The 19,497-nt window shown below is 57.0% G+C and carries 15 protein-coding genes, 3 tRNA genes and 1 pseudogene; 5 read left to right on the forward strand and 14 right to left on the reverse strand.

Features of this window, described 5'->3' with window-relative positions; all coding sequences use genetic code 11:
• Window positions 1-40: 40 nt before the first annotated feature.
• The 8 genes and pseudogenes from HF320_RS05380 to HF320_RS09205 all read right to left on the reverse strand — a co-directional run.
• A complete protein-coding gene (locus HF320_RS05380; RefSeq protein ID WP_169277371.1) occupies window positions 41-1,150 on the reverse strand; it encodes a septal ring lytic transglycosylase RlpA family protein in 1,110 nt (369 codons plus the stop codon).
• Window positions 1,151-1,334: 184 nt separating this feature from the next.
• Entirely contained in the window at window positions 1,335-2,690 is a 1,356-nt protein-coding gene (locus HF320_RS05385) for a bifunctional folylpolyglutamate synthase/dihydrofolate synthase (RefSeq protein WP_169277372.1), read from the reverse strand.
• A 186-nt stretch (window positions 2,691-2,876) separates the two neighbouring features.
• Window positions 2,877-5,576 carry a valine--tRNA ligase gene (locus HF320_RS05390; RefSeq protein ID WP_169277373.1) on the reverse strand — a complete coding sequence of 900 codons (2,700 nt, stop codon included), beginning with the start codon at window positions 5,574-5,576 and terminating at the stop codon, window positions 2,877-2,879.
• Window positions 5,577-5,883: 307 nt separating this feature from the next.
• Window positions 5,884-7,275: an ATP-dependent Clp protease ATP-binding subunit ClpX gene (gene clpX, locus HF320_RS05395; RefSeq protein ID WP_169277374.1), complete on the reverse strand. Its 1,392-nt coding sequence runs from the start codon at window positions 7,273-7,275 to the stop codon at window positions 5,884-5,886.
• Window positions 7,276-7,277: 2 nt separating this feature from the next.
• Window positions 7,278-7,898, reverse strand: coding sequence for an ATP-dependent Clp protease proteolytic subunit (locus tag HF320_RS05400; RefSeq protein ID WP_022386948.1), 621 nt, complete (start codon window positions 7,896-7,898; stop codon window positions 7,278-7,280).
• A gap of 125 nt (window positions 7,899-8,023) precedes the next feature.
• On the reverse strand, window positions 8,024-9,313 hold the full coding sequence (gene tig, locus HF320_RS05405; protein ID WP_169277375.1) for a trigger factor: 1,290 nt from the start codon (window positions 9,311-9,313) through the stop codon (window positions 8,024-8,026).
• 70 nt (window positions 9,314-9,383) lie between these two features.
• Window positions 9,384-9,467, reverse strand: a tRNA-Leu gene (locus tag HF320_RS05410).
• Between the two features lie 370 nt (window positions 9,468-9,837).
• Window positions 9,838-10,029, reverse strand: a pseudogene (locus HF320_RS09205) (tetratricopeptide repeat protein); the annotation flags it as partial.
• A 48-nt stretch (window positions 10,030-10,077) separates the two neighbouring features.
• Between HF320_RS09205 and HF320_RS05420 the strand changes: the two are divergent.
• Window positions 10,078-10,593 carry a hypothetical protein gene (locus HF320_RS05420; RefSeq protein ID WP_169277376.1) on the forward strand — a complete coding sequence of 172 codons (516 nt, stop codon included), beginning with the start codon at window positions 10,078-10,080 and terminating at the stop codon, window positions 10,591-10,593.
• Window positions 10,594-10,825: 232 nt separating this feature from the next.
• Here HF320_RS05420 and HF320_RS05425 read toward each other — a convergent pair whose 3' ends face one another.
• From HF320_RS05425 to HF320_RS05435, 3 genes are read right to left on the reverse strand one after another with little or no spacing between them, the layout of a single operon-like run.
• Window positions 10,826-11,341 carry a hypothetical protein gene (locus HF320_RS05425; RefSeq protein ID WP_169277377.1) on the reverse strand — a complete coding sequence of 172 codons (516 nt, stop codon included), beginning with the start codon at window positions 11,339-11,341 and terminating at the stop codon, window positions 10,826-10,828.
• Between the two features lie 11 nt (window positions 11,342-11,352).
• Complete coding sequence (locus HF320_RS05430) at window positions 11,353-11,850, reverse strand: hypothetical protein (RefSeq protein WP_169277378.1); 498 nt, start codon at window positions 11,848-11,850, stop codon at window positions 11,353-11,355.
• A 27-nt stretch (window positions 11,851-11,877) separates the two neighbouring features.
• Window positions 11,878-12,108 (reverse strand): hypothetical protein, encoded by a 231-nt coding sequence (locus tag HF320_RS05435; protein WP_169277379.1) that lies wholly within the window; start codon window positions 12,106-12,108, stop codon window positions 11,878-11,880.
• Between the two features lie 160 nt (window positions 12,109-12,268).
• Here HF320_RS05435 and HF320_RS05440 point away from each other — a divergent pair, with 160 nt between their 5' ends.
• Window positions 12,269-12,961, forward strand: a complete 693-nt coding sequence (locus tag HF320_RS05440; protein ID WP_169277380.1) for a hypothetical protein — start codon at window positions 12,269-12,271, stop codon at window positions 12,959-12,961.
• 164 nt (window positions 12,962-13,125) lie between these two features.
• A complete protein-coding gene (locus tag HF320_RS05445) occupies window positions 13,126-14,220 on the forward strand; it encodes a hypothetical protein (RefSeq protein ID WP_169277381.1) in 1,095 nt (364 codons plus the stop codon).
• 430 nt (window positions 14,221-14,650) lie between these two features.
• Here HF320_RS05445 and gdhA read toward each other — a convergent pair whose 3' ends face one another.
• The 3 genes from gdhA to HF320_RS05460 form a co-directional block, all read right to left on the reverse strand.
• Complete coding sequence (gdhA, locus tag HF320_RS05450; RefSeq protein WP_169277382.1) at window positions 14,651-16,006, reverse strand: NADP-specific glutamate dehydrogenase; 1,356 nt, start codon at window positions 16,004-16,006, stop codon at window positions 14,651-14,653.
• Between the two features lie 627 nt (window positions 16,007-16,633).
• Window positions 16,634-16,707 (reverse strand) — tRNA-Gly (locus HF320_RS05455).
• Between the two features lie 7 nt (window positions 16,708-16,714).
• Window positions 16,715-16,791 (reverse strand) — tRNA-Pro (locus HF320_RS05460).
• A gap of 179 nt (window positions 16,792-16,970) precedes the next feature.
• Between HF320_RS05460 and HF320_RS05465 the strand changes: the two genes are divergently transcribed.
• Both HF320_RS05465 and HF320_RS05470 read left to right on the forward strand, forming a co-directional pair.
• Window positions 16,971-18,401, forward strand: coding sequence for a chloride channel protein (locus HF320_RS05465; RefSeq protein WP_169277383.1), 1,431 nt, complete (start codon window positions 16,971-16,973; stop codon window positions 18,399-18,401).
• 93 nt (window positions 18,402-18,494) lie between these two features.
• A complete protein-coding gene (locus HF320_RS05470; protein ID WP_169277384.1) occupies window positions 18,495-19,487 on the forward strand; it encodes a diacylglycerol/lipid kinase family protein in 993 nt (330 codons plus the stop codon).
• Window positions 19,488-19,497 lie beyond the last annotated feature (10 nt).

Consider the following 19,497-nt stretch of genomic DNA (forward strand, 5'->3'; position numbering starts at 1 on the left):
CAATCGACGGTCCTTTTGACGTTTTATGTAAGCAGTCGCCTTAGAGGAAACGGTACTGAACAGTGCCCACGCCCACGGAAAGGAACCCGAGCGCGCGCGCCACAGCGGGCTGCATGTCGATCACACGCCCATGAACGTACGGGCCGCGGTCATTAACCACCGCGATAACAGAACGTCCACCATAGCTGATCTCGACATAGGTGCCGAGCGGCACGTTGAGCATGGCTACGCCCATCGAAGACTCGGTAACAATAGCACCAGACGCAGTCGTGCCACCCATAAAGCCATCGCCGATGCCGTAATACGAAGCAACGCCGGATTTCCAGCTGCTCGTGGACGTAGTGCCAGAAGAAGAACCGCCGGTACCGGAAGGCTGCTGAGTCGAAGAACCGGAGCTAGCACTCCCAGCATTTCCACCATTTCCAGCATTGCTGCCCTGACTGCTACCGTTAGAGCTAGAGACGCTACCCTGCTGCTGCATCTGAGCGGTCGTAGCGGCTGCCTCCTCGGCGGCCTTGCGAGCTGCCTCAGCCTCAGCGGCATCCTCGCTCTGTGCGCGAGCTGCCATCTGGGCCTGAGCGGACTGAGCGGAAGTCAAGGCGTCGGAAGCCTTTTGCTGCTCCTGCTCGGCCTCGTCCTTAGCTGCAGAGAGTTTTTCCATCTTTGACTCAAGCTCTTCATGCATAGCATTGAGGCGCTCGAGCTCGGCAGTATTGTCGTCCTGAATAGTGGTGAGGTACTTGCCCTGCGTGATAAGGTCGCCCAGAGAAGCGGAATTGAGCAGCATCGACATGACATTGGGAGATGCAACGTGCAGCTTATAGAGATTGGCCGCAGCATCAGATGCCTTCTGCTGCTGCTCAGGCAGCTTGTTCTGCTCGAAATCCAGAATCTCATCAGCCATTTCGCTGATCTGCTCGTTGAGCTCGTTGACCCTATCGGTTGCCTGCTGATACGTGGTGGCAGCAGAGTTAACCTGCTGGGTCAAAGCTGCAAGCTCTGCCTCGGTCTGCGCGGTGGCAGCATATGCGCTACGCGGAGCCACACCCAGGCAGCTTCCCCCCACAAGCACAGCCGTCAGACCGGCAACGCACGCGATGCGCGCAAAGCCACTCTTACGGGAGTTAGAGGTTGCCGAATACACATGCATAGGAGACGTACCACCTTGATAGTCGTTATTTCGTCGATATCAGTATAGCGTTACGACTCAACTTCAACCTGAGCTTCAAGGTTCTATACAGATGCACCATATCTCAACCTCAACTTTAAGGTTAATTTGACTTGAGGTTGAACCTTAAAGAACAATTTGCCCGCGCGCAGGCAAACGCGAAAGGCTAGCCACGCATGATGCCCGCGACCTCGCCGGCAAGGGTGATGGTGCCGGCAGCCACAAAGGCCTCCCCCGCCGCGGCCAAACGCTCCACCGCATCCGATACGGACGGCACGACTTCTATCAGATCGGAGGAGGGACGGCCAAGCTCCTCAAGCTTATCAAGAACAAGTTGAGCCAGGTCCTGGGCGGGAATCGCTCGATCGCTCATCGTCTGTGTCACAACAATGCGCGGAAACGCAGGAACCAAAACATCGACAATACCGCTCACGTCTTTATCGGCAAGGGCCGCGGTAAGCAACAGAGGGCGCAGCGCCGCATTGGGATTGATCTCGTCAAGCGAGGAGACAAAATTCTCGCAGCTCTGCGGGTTATGGCAAGCGTCGATAAGAATCAGCGGCTCGTTTTGCAGCACATCAAAGCGACCAGGCGTAGGACATGCGGCAAGCGAAGCGTCCAACGCCTCCGTGTCGAGGGCACGGCCCAAATACTCCTCCGCAACAAAAATGGCACACGATGCATTTTGCGCCTGGTAGAGAGGCTTATAGAGGGAACATTCATAACGGGCTCGTAAAGTCTCGCAGGCAAAATCAAGCGTGTCGCCCAAATGCGCCGGACGCTTCAAAATCTCATGCGAGGACACGACGGGTGAAACCTCGCACTCATGGCAACGATCCTCCATAACGCGCCACACACTGGGCTCATGCACGCCCTCGCCCAAGATGACAGAGCGTCCCGGCTTGATAACGGCAGCCTTCTCTCCTGCGATCTCGGCAAGCGTGTTACCCAGGATACGCATGTGATCGAGACCAATGCCGGTGATGGCAACAACATGTGGGTCGGTAGCGCTCGTGGCATCCCAGCGGCCACCCATGCCCACCTCGAGCACGGCAACGTCGACACCTTCGAGAGCGTAAACAGTCAAAGCTGCCACCGTGAGCAGGTCAAAGGGTGTAATGGTAAAAATATTCTCCCCCGCCGCGGCGCGTCGCTCGTTAACGCGTCGGCCAGCCTCATATGCAGCCGAAATACCCTGCGTGAACAAATCATCCGAGATGGGAGCACCGTCGATCTCCATGCGCTCGGGGTAACGGACGAGCTGTGGAGAGGTATAGAGCGCACAACGCAGGCCCTCGCCGCGAAGAATCGCTGCGGTAAAGCGGGTCGTAGAGGTCTTGCCGTTGGTACCTGCAATCTGAATGCAATCAAAGTGAGCATCCGGTCGTTCAAGCTCATCGAGCATCTCGACGACCGTTTCCAGCAACGGTCCCGCATCGCTCGAAATCACGCCGGTATCGCAGGCAAGCGAAACAGCCTTCTCGAACGAAAGCACGGGATAGGAAAACGGAACCGTATACATAGGGCGCAAGACCTTTCGTTGGCGATGAACAAAGAGCGCGCCAGCCAAGCCAGCGCGCTCTCAATTACCCAAAACGTGACACTTAGAAGACAGGTTTATTCTGTCACATTTTCACATCGAGTCCCCACATGTGGACAAGTGATGAAAATGTGACGAATTAAACCTGTCGACTTTCTGTCACATCTGTTATTCGAAGTCGGCGAGCTGGGACTGGAGAGCGGTGATAGTCTCCTTGAGCTCGGCGGCACGGTCGCGCTTCTTTTGCACGACCTCGGGGGCAGCCTTAGCCACAAAGCCCTCGTTGGCAAGCGTACGCTCGGCAGCGGTGAGCTCCTTAGTGGCAGAGGCAATCTCCTTCTCCATGCGAGCACGCTCGGCAGCCAGGTCGACCTTGCCCTCGAGCACGATGAAGACCTCGACGCCGCCGTCAACCACGCCGATAGAGGCAGCCGGTTTGACAGCATCCTCACCTGCAACCGTAAGCTCCAGATTGCCCAGGCTTGCAGCAAGGTCGGTCATGGTCGAGAAACGCTGCTGATCCTCGACGCCCATGCGAGCGAGGGCAACCAGCTGCTCCTTGGGGCTCAGGCGATAGCGAGCGCGCGTAGAGCGGGCAGCAGAGACAACGGAACGAAGCAGCTCGAAGGAACGCTCGGCGTCCTCGTCGATGAACTTCTCGTACTTCGCGGGCTCGGGCCAAGCAGCGATCATCAAAGCCTCGGCGCGCTCGAGCACACCATCCTTCTCGTCGAGCACAGAGGCGGGCATGGTGTCCCAAATGGCCTCGGTTACAAACGGCATAAGCGGATGCATCAGGCGCAGGGACGTATCGAGCACGAACATGAGGTTGCGCTGAGCCTGCAGGCGGGTGGAATCGTCCTTGAGACGCGCCTTGGTTACCTCGACGTACCAGTCGCAGACCTCATTCCAGAAGAAGGTCTGAACGCCGCGCGCCATGTCGCCAAAGGTGTAGTTCTCGATACCCTCGGTAACCATCTTCACGGCCTTGGCCAGGCGGCTGAACATCCAGGCATCGGCTGCGGTCTCTGCCACAGGCTCGCCGGGCGTGTAGCCCTCCATGTTCATAAGCAAAAAGCGGCTTGCGTTCCAAATCTTGGTTACAAAGCTCTTTGCCTGATCGGTGCGGGGGCTGTCGATGAGCTGCTTGGTCTTCTTATCGATATTGGCGTCGAACTTTACGTCCTGATTGGTGGTGCACAGCGTAAGCAGGTTGAAACGCATAGCGTCGGCGCCATACATACCGATAAGGTCCATGGGGTCCACGCCGTTGCCCTTAGATTTGGACATGCGGCTGCCGTCCTTGGCAAGAATCGTCGGGTAAATGACAACGTCCTTGAAGGGGACCTCGTCCAGGAAGTACAGCGAGCTCATGATCATGCGAGCAACCCACAAGGCGATGATGTCGCGCGCGGTGACAAGTGCCGTGGTGGGATGATGGCCCTCAAGCTGCTCGGGCTTTTGCGGCCAACCCTGGGTGGCAAAGGTCCACAGCTGAGAAGAGAACCAGGTATCAAGCACGTTCTCGTCCTGATGCACATGGTGTCCGCCACACTTGGGGCACACGTCGGTATCCTCGAGCAGGGCATCTTCCCAACCGCAGTCGTCGCAGTAGAAGACAGGGATGCGATGGCCCCACCACAGCTGGCGGGAGATGCACCAGTCTTTAAGGTTCTCCATCCAAGTGGTGTAGGTCTGCGTCCAGCGCGCGGGGTGGAACGTCACCTTGCCGGAGTTGACGGCATCGAGCGCCGGCCCTTTGAGCTTATCGACAGCGACAAACCACTGCTCGGAAAGCCAGGGCTCAAGCGCAGCGTCGCAACGATAGCAATGCATAACGGAGTGGTCGAGATCTTCAACGTGATCGAGCAGGCCGTGCTCCTCGAACCATGCGACAACGGCCTCGCGGCACTCATCTCGGTTCATGCCCGAGAACTCGCCGTAGCCCTTGACGACCACCGCATGCTCGTCAAAGATATTAATCTGCGGCAGGTTGTGAGCCTGGCCCATAGCATAGTCGTTGGGGTCGTGCGCGGGAGTGACCTTGACGAAGCCGGAACCGAAGTTCGCGTCCACGTGGTAATCGGAGAAGATGGGGATCTCGCGGTCGACGATAGGCAGCTTGACGGTCTTGCCCACAAAGGCGGCCTTCTCGGGATCCTTGGGAGAGACGGCCACGCCGGTATCGCCCAGCATGGTCTCTGGACGCGTGGTGGCAACAACAATGTAATCCTGACCATTCACCGGCTCGGTGAGCGGGTAGCGCAGGTGCCACAGATGGCCGTGCTCGTCATGGTATTCGGCCTCGTCGTCCGAGATAGCGGTGGTGCAGTTGGGGCACCAGTTGACGATGCGCTTACCGCGATAGATCAAGCCGTTATGATACCAATCGCAAAACACGCGACGCACGGCCTCGGCATAATCGGCATCCATGGTAAAGCGCTCGTTGTCGAAGTCGACCGAGCAGCCCATGCGCTTGATCTGCTCGACGATGATGCCGCCGTACTCATGGGTCCAATCCCAGCAGGCGTCGATAAACTTGTCGCGACCGATCTCCAGGCGGCTGATGCCCTCGCTCTTGAGCTTCTTATCGACCTTGGTCTGCGTGGCAATACCCGCGTGATCGGTACCGAGCACCCAGCGCGTGGACTTACCGCGCATGCGCGCCATACGGATGATGGCATCCTGGATAGAGTCGTCGGTAGCGTGACCCATGTGGAGCTTACCGGTGACATTGGGGGGCGGAATGGTGACGGTGCAGTCGCCCACGCCAGCGCGACGCTTGTAGTAGCCGCCATCGAGCCACTTTTGCAAGATCTTGGGCTCGTTCTCAGACGGGTCGTAAACCTTTGGCATTTCTTCAGTCATATCTCGCTCCCCTTCTCGGGGAGAAATCCCGTTTTCCTTTCGCTCGGTCAAGTCCTGCTCGCACGAAGGCGCCACCGGCGCCTTCGGCTCGTGCAGAATCTACGAAAGGCAAACGGGATTTCTCCCGGGCGTCAAGTACTTCGTAGCAATAAAAAATGAGCGCGCCACACGTGGCGCCCATAGAAGAATACCACACGTCAACGACACAAAAGCAGCGGTACGCACGGCAACAAAAAACGGGTTCAAAAGGGTGAACCTCTTGAACCCGTTGATACGTGTGAGCCGCGGCGAGCCGCCTCGCGAGCGCTTACGCTGCGATGATGCGACGCGGTTGCTCTTCACCGCGCACGGCGGCGGGAGTCACCACGACCTTGACAACATTCTCCTCGCTGGGGAGGTCGAACATCGTCTGCTGCAGCAGGTCCTCGCAGATAGAGCGAAGGCCGCGAGCGCCCGTCTTGCGTGCGAGTGCCAGCTTGGCGATCTCGCGCAGGGCCTCGGGCTCAAACTCAAGCTCGCAGCCCTCCAGGCGAAACATGCGGCGGTACTGCTTGACGATGGCGTTCTTGGGCTCGGTAAGAATCGAGATCAAGTCGTCCTCGGAAAGCGCGCAGGTCTGTGTGATCACCGGCGTACGGCCGATAAACTCGGGGATCATGCCAAAGGCGTTGAGGTCCTCGGGCAGCACCTGGTGAAGCAGGGTGTTCTCATCGGTGGAAGAGGGGCCGGCGATCTCGGAGTTAAAGCCAACGCCCTTGTTGCCCACGCGGTCAGAAATGATCTTATCCAGGCCCACAAAGGCACCACCGCAGATAAACAGGATGTTTGTGGTGTCAATCTGCAAAAGCTCCTGTTGGGGATGCTTGCGTCCACCCGTAGGCGGAACGCTCGCAACGGTGCCCTCGAGAATCTTGAGAAGCGCCTGCTGCACGCCCTCGCCCGAAACGTCACGCGTGATGGAGAGGTTTTCGGCCTTGCGAGCGATCTTATCGATCTCGTCCACGTAGATAATGCCAATCTGCGCACGCTCGATATCGCCATCGGCGGCAGTGATGAGCTTAAGCAGGATGTTCTCCACGTCCTCTCCCACGTAACCAGCCTCGGTAAGAGCAGTGGCGTCGGCAATGGCGAAGGGAACCTCAAGAATGCGCGCGAGCGTCTGTGCAAGCAGGGTCTTACCGGTACCGGTAGGACCAAGCAGCAAGATGTTGCTCTTTGCAAGCTCGACGGTGTCCACGTCATCCGCAGCATCGACCGCATGCTTGCCCAAAGGAGCGTCGTCGGTCGCATTCTCAGATGCAGCCTCGCCCTCAAGTACGCGGCGATAGTGGTTGTATACCGCCACGGACATGGCGCGCTTGGCGTCCTCCTGACCCATCACATAAGCGGAGAGCTCATCGTAAATCTCGTGCGGGGTGGGCACGCGCCTGATGAGACTCGAGGCGACCGGAGTCTCATAGCCCTCGTCCTCAACCTCAAACTCCTGCTCGAGCTCGGAAAGGTCAGGCATGCCCTGGGCCATAAAGTCCTGGGCAAGCGACTCCTCGAGAATCTCGGAGCAGGCAGCTACGCACTCATCGCAAATAAAGATATTGCTGGGACCGCGAACGAGCTTGCGTACCTGGTCTTGGGTCTTGCCGCAAAACGAACAATGGATAGGAGCGAAGTTGTCCTGATCCGGCGTCGTATTCTTTGCCATCGTTAGTTAGTTCCCTTCGCGGCCTCGGCGCGGGAAGAAACGATGCGGTCAATCAGACCATACTCAAGAGCCTCATCGGCGGTGAGGTAATGATCGCGCTCGGTATCGGCCTGGACCTTCTCGAAAGGCTGACCAGAGGTATCGGCCAAGATCTTGTTGAGCTTGGCACGAGTGGCCTTGATCTGCTGCGCAGCAATCTCGATCTCGGTCTGCTGGCCCTGGGCGCCACCGCTGGGCTGGTGAATCATCACGAGCGAGTTGGGCAGGCAGAAACGCTTACCCGGAGCACCGCAAGAAAGCAGGACAGCAGCCATAGAAGCAGCCATGCCCACGCAAATAGTGGAGACCTGCGGCTTGATGAAGTTCATGGTGTCGAGGATAGCCAGACCGGCCGTGACCTCGCCGCCAGGCGAATTGATGTAGATCGAGATGTCCTTCTCGGCATCCTGGCTCTCCAGGTGAAGCAGCTGGGCAATCACCAGGTTGGCAGAAACGGAGTTGATCTCTTCACCCAAAAAGATGATGCGATCGTTCAACAGGCGCGAATAGATGTCGTAGCTGCGCTCACCGCGCGGGGTCTGCTCGATAACATAGGGCACGAGCGAAGACTGAATGTGCTGCATGGCAACTCCTTTCATACATACTCGATAGAAACGTACGGTGCCCCGGATGCGCCGGAGCGCAGAGTCGAAGCACCGTACAGATATACCGGCTTGCCGGTATCATAGCCTATTTTTAGGAGCGAGAGTTACTCAGCGTCCTTCTTGGCGTACTCGTCAACCTCGGTAACCTTGGCGTTCTCGACCAACCAGTCAACAGCCTTGGAACGACGGATGGAGTCGCGCACGGCGGGCATACGGCCGTCAGCCACGAACTGAGCCTTGGAAGCCTCGACGTCCTCGACGCCAGCGTCGACAAACTCCTTGTCAACATCCTCGTCGGAGACCTCGATCTCCAGGTGGCGGGCAAGAGCGTCGAGAGCCAGGGACTCACGGGCAACATCGTTAGCCTGACGATGCAGGTCAGCGATGAAGGCCTCGGAAGTGAGGCCGGAGGCCTGCAGCCAGACGTCGAGGGTCATGCCGCGAGAAGAGAGGTTCTGCAGGAAGGTCTGACCAAGCTCGGAGAAGACGGACTGCTCGTAATCCTCGTCGACCTTCTCGAGCTCCAGGCGCTCGGACAGAGCGGCCACGGCGCGATTCTCCTTGAGGCCGGGGAGCTTGGAGGTCTTGTCGCCCTCGAGCTCTTCCTTAACGCCGTCACGCATGGCAGCGATGGTGTCGAAGCCAAAGTTCTCCTTCACGAACTCATCGGTGAGCTCGGGGAGCTTGCGCTCCTTGACGTTGTTGATGGTGACCTCAATGGTGATCTCCTCGGCGTCCTCGCCCATGAGAGTCCAGGAGATCTCCTTGGACTCGTCCTTCTTCATGCCCACGAGACCCTCGTTGACCTCGGTCGGGAAGTTCTCGGAACCAACAACGAACATGCGATTCTCGCCAGCAAAGCGGGTAGCGCCCTTGATGTCCTTGACGGCGGCGGTGACGTAGTCGTCGTTCTGGACGGGACGGTCAACCTCCTCGAAGGTGGCGTGATAGCCCATGAGCATCTCGATTTGAGCGTCAATCTCGCCCTCGGTGACCTCCGCGGGAGGCATCTCGATCTCGACGGGCTCATAGGAGTTGAGCTCGACGGACTGACGCAGAGAGAAGGTCACGGTGTAGGTGTAGTCCTCGTGATCCTTGACGAGGTCCAGCTCCTTGTAATCGCCCTCCTTGAGGGGAACGATATCCAGCTCATTGAGAACGGCAGGCTCGTTAGCAGCGAGGATGTCGTTGGTGGCCTGAGCGAGGGTGGCCTCCTTGCCCAGCATGTTATCGATGACGGGACGCGGAGCGCGGCCAGCGCGGAAGCCCGGGAAGCGGTACTTGTTGGCAGCGTCCTTGTAAGCCTTCTTGATGGCGGCATCTACATCGGCGGCCGGGATGGTGACCGTAGCGGTAAGCTTGGCGTCTTGCACGTCAGAAGCGGTGATGTTCAACGTTCCTCCTATAAAACCTGCTCGGCAAACGTCGGGTGCCGATAGCCCTTGGTAACAAAGTTCGTGCGATTGGTGCGGGCGAAAGGACTCGAACCTTCACGGGAATCCCACCAGAACCTAAATCTGGCGCGTCTACCAATTCCGCCACGCCCGCATAAAGACGCACAGCCTAAGCATGATAGCAGATAGCAAGCCACTTTGGTGAGCAAAGCTTCAGCTAACGTAGGCAACACGAGGGATACACGATATGGGGGTCGATTACCCCCTGCGCAGATGTCTAGATGGCGCTCTTGCAGCGCCTCGCGTGCGAGCCGTTGGCCCTCGATAGACTGGTCGAGCTGACGCTGATAGTACGTAAGCCCCGCATCGATCAGATGGTAGTAGCCTACCTCTGCCTGCACGTAGAGGCCGAGCGCGCGCTCGGGATCGGGCCCCATCACGCCGTCGATACCGCACATGAGGTAATCGGCCATATGGTGCGCCGCGCGGGCAGCAAGGGGGCTCTTGCCGGCAAGCTCGTAAGCCTTTGAATAGAGCTGCCACGCAATACGGTCGCTCTTGCGCACGCCCTTACCCGAGGCGTAGAGGTCGCCGAGCTTCCAACAGGCCTCGGGGTTGGTGTCGGTGAGCGCCGCGCGAGCATAGCACTCGTAGGCACGTGTGTAATCCCTCTCGCACCCACGGCCGTAGTAATAGATGTAGCCCAGGTTGATCATGCTTTGCGTGTCGCCGCGATCGGAGCCCAGCTCGTAGAGTTCAACCGCATGGGTGTAATCCTCCGCACTCCCCCGCCCGCTCGTATTGTGATAGAGATTTGCCAGGTTGCAGCAGCAACCGGCATCGCCGCTGGCCACGCCGTGCTCATACAGGCGTTTGACGATGCACGCAAAAGCGCCTTTGGCATCCATCTCGCGCGCAAGGAGAGCCTGGTCGAGGTAGAGGTCTTGAAGCATCTCTTCAAAGTAGCCGCTCTGGGCGTCGTCGCAGGCATTGGCAAGAACGTTGTAAGCTTTCTCGCTCATCTCCCCTGCGTAGGCAGAATCCTTGTATTCCACGTCGAAATTAGGCAGGGTTGCAAATTCCTGAGCATCGATCTTCTTAAGCTCCATGACGGACCTTCTTTCTCAAATGGCACGCGGCCGATGCCGGCTGCATTGCCATTGAGTGTACGCGCTCGTGGAGACATGGGATGCATATCGTTTCGCAAGAGAAGAAGAGCGCAAACAACCCACGGCATCTGCGCCCACCTCAAACATATAGCCAATTACTCGGTCCCCTGAATTACATTGAGCAAGTCTTGATAGCTATGAACAACATCGTAGCGCACGTCCTCGCCAGAACACACCACTGCACAATTGACGCCGGCCCCGACAACGCCCGCATCTACAGGATCGAGTTCGACGTGTTTTATCGATAGCCGTTTTCTTGCCTCGACCGCAACGAGTGCGCCGTGCAAGTAATCTGCATGGCGCCCTCGTCTATTAGCATAAGGGCTCCTTGACAAAGACTCACTTATGAGATGCTCGGCCCTTTGCCCTTACAGGTACAACCGTACACAACATCACCGGGGCGCTCGACCGTCTGCTTGCCGCACGCGCGACACTTCACAAGCAGCAGGTCATCCCCCGATTGCTTTCCAGAGATAAGGTCGATCAGATCGAAACCGTTTTCCTCCGCAAGATCGCGCGCCTGGGAAAGACGCAAGGCGGTTCCTTCGTCCATCACGCCCTGTTTAACCAGGTCGTTATAACTGTAACCCTGAGAAAGCAACGATTGAATCGCCTCGTCTCTCAAAACGCGGCAATCGGCATACCAGTCCGTCCAGTAGCAAGCGCGGCAAACCTTCTCGCCTATATCGTTTTTATCCAAGATGTACTTGAGACGGTAATGAGCCTGAGTCCCACACGTCTTGCAGCGAGTGAACAGGTACTGGCCCTTTAGGTATTTCCCTTTCTCATCATACGGTTGCGCGAGCTCAAGCCCCGCTTTATCAAGGATTGAATCAAGTTCCACATTCGTCAGCTCCATTGCCCTACCCCCTACTTAGGCTTAACCGTAAACTCGCGGTGACACGACCTGCAGATCATCTTGTTCTTACCAGGGTTTTTAAAGCCGCAGAGCGCACCCAGCGCCGCACTGCCCGAAAGCATGCCAAACACGAGCACGTGCCCGACCGAATACGACTTGCGCGTGGTTCCCAGCTGGATGACGTTTTCCGAGTCGCAATACGGGCACATAAGACCAGTCCTCTTCATGCACTTCTTGTATTCCTGCTCGCGCAATTTTTCTGCCTGGGCCTCGTATTCGATACGTTTTTTCTCGTCCTCGATACGTTTTCTCTCACGCTCAAGCTCCTTTTGCTGGAGCTCCTCGGCAGTGGGTACGGTCTTGAACGCTTGCCCCACAAAGTAGAGAACAATGCCCGAGACAAACCAGACCGACGCGCTGGCATAGTTGCCGCGCACCATGCAGATAAACGCCATGATCGACGAGGCAAAGAGAGCCAATGCAAGCGCCAGCCTAAACGCAGCTCCCAAAAGCCCTCCGATAAGAATGGCAAAGTATTAAGCGGCACCTCTGAGACCATAACTCGCGATCGTGAACAAGATGAATCCCAACAGCGGCACGGCAAGGCCCAAGCTTATGTACATAGAGGTATTGGCCCTATAGGGCGCAGCTGACCCGCTAAATGCATGGGCGCACGCCGCAAAGAAGAGAAAACCAACCCCCGCAACGAGCGAAAGCCCAAAGATTATTGCAGCCACTTGCTCAAACAAGCTTTTCTTATCCTTCACGGAACATCCTTAGCTTAGGCGACACTTTGATTCTAATCCCTTGCGCAGACACGATTCGCGAGTTCGTGCAGTGCAGGCTCAGGCGGCGTGTCCAGGCGAAAGACTATTGTTTAGAGGGGTTATTATGGGTTTCCATAAATCGATAAGAACGGACAGCGCCATGGCAACCGACAAGAAGAACAATCTCAGCGCTCGCAAGCGAGCACTGCTCGTAATCGTTGCCATGGTGATTATCGCGCTCGATATCTGGTGGGTTGTCAGCGGCCAGACTCGTGACGTCTTCTTCCCGCAGCCCGTCGCCGAGGCCAAGCCCGCGCGCAAGATGTATGTCGAACTGCGCGGTCCTCTCTCCGGAGATATGGAGTGGGGCATCACCCTGCGACCGGAGGTTTATAACTTCCCGCAAGGAGCCATCGAGTCCCGGTCTTGGGAGATCTCGCGAGATCTAGGCGCCACATGGCAGCCCTGGGATTGCGAACCCGATGAGCTCACACAGTGGGTGGTTGCATCGGAAGATACAGTTGGCTGTTTGATTCGTGTTACCGAACATGCCAAGCTTGAAGACAGCTCGGACGTTTCGTGCACAAGTGCGCCTTTTGGCCCCATCGAGGAGCAGCGGGGTTTTGGCCTTGGAGGCCCGGCCGCGCAGGGCAAGGGGGAGTCTGCTTCGTCCAGCAGCAGCGTGCCCGCCGAGCCCGTGGTCTACGTTTGCGAGAGTGCAGGAAACGCCTACTATCACGCCTACGATTGCGACGAGCTGAGCCTGCTTCGCCAGCGCGGCTATCCCACCAGCGAGATAACTTTGAGCGAAGCAAGCAAGCTCTACCAGCCGTGCCCTGTCTGCCAGAGATAGTTTCCGCTGACGGGATGTCGCGCAGTACAAGTGGTAATCCAGCTCTCAGTGCCACCTCCCCCCCTGCCGCTCACGGCCCGCTTTCAACCATGCCGCATGATCTGAGTATATTTCACCCTCGTAGGTGGCATATGGCTATCAAACCAACTTGATGCGAGGGGACCATGGCAAAATCAACGCAACCAAGCCATATCATCATCTGCGACGCTTCTGCCTTCCGCGCCCTGCGCTGCGAGCGTCGCCGATACCAAAACCTTGGTTGGACGCCTCTGAGTTCCCGAGAGATTCAACTTGCCGTTTCCCGCAGCAGCGCTAACGCCGATTGCATCGATTACGACCTTTTGGAACAGCTGGGCGTCTGGAGTCCAGGTGAGAAGCTGCATTTGTTGGTTGGCAGTTCAGCCAAGAGGAGATACACCAAACCCGTATATCCACACGCTCTCACAAAACCGTTACCCGCAGGATCTCTTTACATTATTGCTCCGGGGATTGATGTTCTTTCGCCAACAATGATTGCGACACAGTATGCAAGCCGTCATTCATTTGGACAAACATATGCGTTCTTCGAAGAACTCTGTAGCGAAATTACGCTGGCTGAACCGGGCTATGAAGAATGGCTCCCGGGAGATATCGAAAACGAAATGTCGACCGCAGAAGACGACACATCAAACAAAACGGTGTCAATCCCTATAATCAGCTGCTTCAAAAGCGAACCGGCGCTCTCCCCCAGCGAACTGACCAACTGGCTTAAAAAAGTCAATTACCTGCCAGGATTGAAGCAAGCACACGCCGTGGCACCTTATGTTTTGGGAAATGCACGCTCGCCCATGGAGATCATGATGTTTGGCATGTTCTGTCTACCAATGCTACGAGGAGGCTTTGCCTGTAAGGGCGGCATATCAAACTATCGCATCGACTTTGAAGAAGAGGCGATTGCGGTATCTGGTATGCCATATGCGATTGGAGACCTCGTGTTTCCGTCTAGCAGGGAAATTCTTGAGTATAAAGGCCATCCTCACGATTCAAAGGAGTCACGGATCGGAGACGAGAAGCGAGAAGCTGGATTGAGCGCAATGGGCTTTAGGACCACATCTATTAACAGCGAACAGATAAAAGATGCCGCAGCGCTCGAGGCCATAGCTAAGCGATTGTATCGCCAGGCAGGGTTGCGTTTTCGCTGCACTGTTGACGCCAGCAGAACAAGGCAATACAAGCTCATGAAGGAACTAACTGCTTGGATGAAAGACGAAAATGAATAGAATCAGCCTGTATGTGCATAGTCATAATTGAAACCGCAGTGAACAGAGCGAAATCGAGCCCAAACATATATTACCGTTCAAAATACATATTACTTTTTGGCAAAAAAGCTCTGAAATGCGCGATGAAAGCCTTGAAATATAGGCTCTAACCAGTCGGTACGCTGGTAAAGGCGAGCTTTTCAGGGCTCGAGCCCAGACAAAAGGCTTTATGCATAAAAATCAAGACTATTTGACTGCTCGATCGGACTTCAAATCGCGCAATTCTTAACTTTTTTGCCAAAACAGAAGCCCTCGCCTGCAATCGAGGCGCGCAATCGGTGAAAGAGTATGTACAAAACTTCAGGAAAGCCCGCAGCGACCCATTTGGCAAAAAACGGCTCTTCCCACTGTGTGGGAAGAGCCGTTCTAGCGAAGCTAAAAGCGACGAAACCTAGCAGACGCCCTGCGCGAGCATGGCGTCGGCGACCTTCTCGAAGCCAGCGATGTTTGCACCCATTACGAAGTTGCCTTCATGGCCATACTTCTTGGCAGTGTCGTCCACATTGTGGAACATACCGCGCATAAGCTGCTCGAGCTTGCCGTCGACCTCCTCAAAGGTCCAGGAAAGGTGCTCAGCGTTTTGGCTCATCTCGAGGCCAGACACAAGCACGCCGCCGGCGTTAGCTGCCTTACCAGGCATAAAGGCAACACCGTTAGCCTGGAAGTACTCAGTGGCATCGATCGTGGTGGGCATGTTTGCGCCCTCGCCCACAACCTTGCAGCCGTTAGCAACCAGAGCCTTGGCATCCTCAAGGTGCAGGGTGTTCTCGCGAGCGCAGGGTAGCGCGATGTCGCAGGGAAGCTGCCAAACGCCGCGGCCGTCGCCCTCGTGCCAGGTGGCATTCGGACGCTCGTCGACGTACATAGCAAGGCTCACGCCCTTATCGTGACCGGAGCGCTTCTTGTTGTAGATGCCCTCGAGCACGGTGTAGTCGATGCCGTCGGGATCCTCGACCCAGCCCTTGGTGTCAGAGCAGGCCAGGACCTTGCCGCCCAGCTGAGCGACCTTCTGCACAGCATAAATAGCTACGTTACCGGAGCCGTGAACAACAACGTTCTTGCCCTCGAAGGAGTCACCGTTGCCCTTAAGGTACTCGTCAACAAAGTACACCAGGCCGTAGCCGGTGGCCTCGGTACGAGCGAGCGAGCCGCCAAAGCTCAGACCTTTGCCCGTAAGGACGCCGGTCCACTCGTTGCGCAGACGCTTGTACTGACCAAACAGGTAAGCGACCTCGCGGCCGCCAACACCCAGGTCACCGGCGGGAACGTCGGTGTTGGGGCCGATGTGGCGATACAGCTCGGTCATGAAGGACTGGCAGAAATGCATGATCTCGTTGTTGGACTTGCCCTTGGGGTCAAAGTCGGAGCCGCCCTTACCGCCGCCCATGGGAAGGGTGGTCAGAGAGTTCTTAAGAATCTGCTCAAGGCCCAGGAACTTGAGCATGCCCAACGTAACGGTGGGGTTAAAGCGCAGGCCGCCCTTGTAGGGTCCGATTGCAGAGTTGAACTCAACGCGGTAGCCACGGTTGACCTGAACCTTGCCGGAATCGTCGATCCAGGGAACGCGGAACATCACAATGCGCTCGGGCTCGACGAGACGCTCAAGAATGGCAGCCTCCTCGTACTCGGGATGAGCATCGAGAGCGGGCTGCAAGGTGCCCAAAATTTCAGTAGCAGCCTGGATGAACTCGGTCTGCTCCGGGTAACGAGCCTTGAGGTCCTCGAGGACCGTCTGGGTGTAGCTCATGTAAGCCTCCAAAGTTAGTGTTAAAAGCCTGAGCTATCATACGACGAGGTTTCGTATCGGTAACAAACAAGATGGGTCCGTTTTCTTATGTTTCACAACGCCGCAGGTAGAAGGCCTATTTTATTCTGTTAATGTCTTGTTTCGTTTCCTGCGTGTTACAAGATGCTGAAGGCCTTTGGAAGCAGAACCGCCAGGAAGAACGCTAGAGAAACAACTTGAGGGCAATGCCGTGACACAACGGAGATGACCTTACGAGAGCAACTGGTCGCAAGACCGCAAGCTCGCTGCCGCAGCCAAAACAACGCAAAACCATTTCAGACGAATCTTGGCCTCAAATAAAAACGAGTCAAAAAAGAAGAGCCACTCGAGGCGGATGCTCAAGCGGCTCCCTGCTCCTATCCGTCATCGGCGAAGTGGCTTTGGCCCTGTTCATCAAGGTCGTTGCACCGAAAGACGGAACAAGTAAAGAATACCGCCAGAATAACCAAGGGAAAGTGCCTTGTTCTACGAACTGGCCAAACGAAAGGACAAGCAGTACCAAAGGAACGTTTTCAACTTATTTTGCGACTGTTCATTGCGACTAAAAAACAGGCCAAAAGCGTTACCGCTTCTGACCTGCAAATTTCCTGGAGCGGGCGACGGGAATCGAACCCGCGTCATCAGCTTGGAAGGCTGGGGTTCTACCATTGAACTACGCCCGCAAGAATATGGTCGGGACGACAGGATTCGAACCTGCGACATCCTGCTCCCAAAGCAGGCGCGCTACCAAACTGCGCCACGTCCCGAAGAACCTAGGCAGCTCGAGTCAATAGACCCTGCTTGTCCCAAGGCTTTTGAATTCTAATATATCGTGCAATATATGGCAACGGGCAAAAGGATTTCGCCCACGCAAACATCAAGAATGCTCAGACGCCTATAATGCAGACGTCCACCCCATCACAGCAAACGCGCAGGAACGAACATCATGGCATCCAACGACACCCCAACATCCGCCAAGGAACGCATCCACTCCCCCGCCTCATCCCTCAAACACGAGCTTCACGTTGGCAAGGGCATCGCATCGCGCATTGCTTCCAAAGACGCCATGCGCGACCTCCACAACATGAAGGCGAGCCTCCGCCTCCTGTTGCTCGTACTGCTCGTCTCGGCCCTTATGGGTATCGCTGCCTGGGCCTTCCTTGCCTCGCTCGACTTTGTTACCGAGCAACGCGAAGCGCACCTCTGGCTCTTTGCGCTGCTGCCCATCGTGAGCGTTGCCACCGCCTGGGTCTACCGCACCCACGGCCTACGTGCGGCACGCGGCAACAATCTCGTGATTGACAGCTCCCTTACCGGCACGCCCATCCATGCACGCATGGCAGGCCTCACCTTCGTGTGCTCCGTTGCCACGCATCTGGCGGGCGGATCTGCCGGCCGCGAGGGAACGGCGGTGCAGATTGGCGGCACTATAGCAAGTAACGTGGCCCAGCTCTTCAAGCTCTCCGGACGCGATCGCAAAGACCTCATGCTCGCGGGCATCTCCGCTGCCTTTGGCGGCGTCTTTGGCACACCGCTTGCCGGCGCCTTTTTTGGCATGGAGATGTGCACCCTGGGCAAGCTCACCTACAGCGCGGGCATGTATTGCCTTGTTGCCTCCTTTGCAGGCGACGGCATGGCGCGTCTTCTGGGCACGCAGCACTCCTTCCAGCCCATTGCCCATGTCCCCACCATGACGCCTTCCACCGTTGCGCTCGTCCTTATCTGCGCCGTTGTGTTTGGTCTGACGGCGCGTCTGTTCTCGTTCTCCATACGCGTGGTCAAAAAGTTTTGGAGGCATCGCGTGCGTAGCTATCTCCTGGCAGCTTTGCTCTCCTCGCTCGTCCTTATGGGCACGTACATGATCTTTGGGCTCCAGCGCTACGGCGGACTTTCGGAATGGATGGTCGCTTCGGGCTTTAAGGGGCAAACAACCTGGTACGATCCCGCCCTCAAGCTACTCTGCACAGCACTCACTCTGGGCGCTGGCTACCAAGGCGGAGAGGTCACTCCCCTGTTTGGCATCGGCGCCTCGCTTGGCGGGTGGATCGCCACCATCACCGGAAGCGATCCGAGCTTTATGGCCGCACTTGGCCTCCTGGGCGTCTTTGGAGCCGCGCTCAATGTTCCCATCACCACTATCATGCTGGGCATCGACATGTTCAGCGGCAAGGCGGCTGCCTACTTTGTGATTGTTGCATTTGTGAGCTACCTCGTCGCGGGCCATCGCGGCGTGTACCCAGCGCAGCGCATCGTCACGCCCAAACGTCGCTCCCTCGAGTTTGACGAAGGCGATACCGTCGAGCACGCAATCGAGCGCCACCATGAGATAGTCATCGAAGGCGAACCTGCAAACACCGTCAGCAACGATAACAAATAACGCTCCATTCACGCTCACCGGGCTCCCATGGCATTAATAGCCCATCTGCCCCATACTTGTGCAGATGGACATTGCACGGAAAGGACCAAAAGGATGCAGCTTCGAGATAGTGGCTCGCTGGGAAAGACGCTCATCATCGCCAACCCCGCCGCCCAGTCAGGAGCCGCACGTGGGGTAGCCGAGCGCATGCAGCGCTTCTGCGCGCTCTACTCCCATGAAACCGATGCGTTCTCGCTTATCTGCACGGAACATGCGGGCCACGCCACCCAGCTCGCCCGCGAGGCCGAAGGCTTTGACACCGTTCTCGCCTTGGGCGGAGACGGCGTGGTCCACGAGGTCGCCTGCGGGCTTATGCAGATCGATACCGCCTTGCGCCCTCACCTGGGCGTAGTGCCCGTGGGATCGGGCAACGACTACGCGCGCACCCTGGGTATTCCCGCAAACCAAGCGTCCTCCATCGAGCAGATCTTTGACTATGAAGCCGCGCGCATGGACGTGGGCAAAATCGAATATGTACCATCTGGAATAGATGCCAAAAGCGCTACCGCACGCACGGAATACTTTGTTCAGACGCTCTCGTTTGGCCTCGACGCGGCTATTGCCATCGACACCGTGGAGCGTCGCCAGCGCACGGGCCTTACCGGCGGCGCGCTCTACACGGCAAGCGGGCTTGACGTCTTTGGTAGGCGTTTTCGCACATATCCCACAAATGTACAGGTAGATGGTGCCAACCTGGGCCGCTTGCGCTCTCTTATCTTTGCGGTACAGCTTGGCCCCACGTATGGCTCTGGCTTTAAGGTTTGCCCCGACGCAGACCCCACAGACGGCCTCTTCGACATCTGCTATGCCGCCGGATCTATCCCCCGCGGCGTAGCGCTGCCTTTGTTCCTGCGTGCAAAGAACGGTGGGCATGTAAAGTCCAGGCTCATCCACCTTCTGCGCGGCGAGCGTCTGGTACTTGATTTTGAGGGTGACGACTACCCCATCCAGGCCGATGGCGAGCAAATCCGCGCGCACAAGGCAACCGTCAGCGTCCTGCCCGGAGCCCTCACTGTGCTCAAGCCCCGCCACGATGTGACAAAATAAACCTGAGGAC

The sequence above is a fragment of the Collinsella acetigenes genome, from assembly GCF_012844445.1.
In the GTDB taxonomy this organism is placed as follows: Bacteria; Actinomycetota; Coriobacteriia; order Coriobacteriales; family Coriobacteriaceae; genus Collinsella; species Collinsella acetigenes.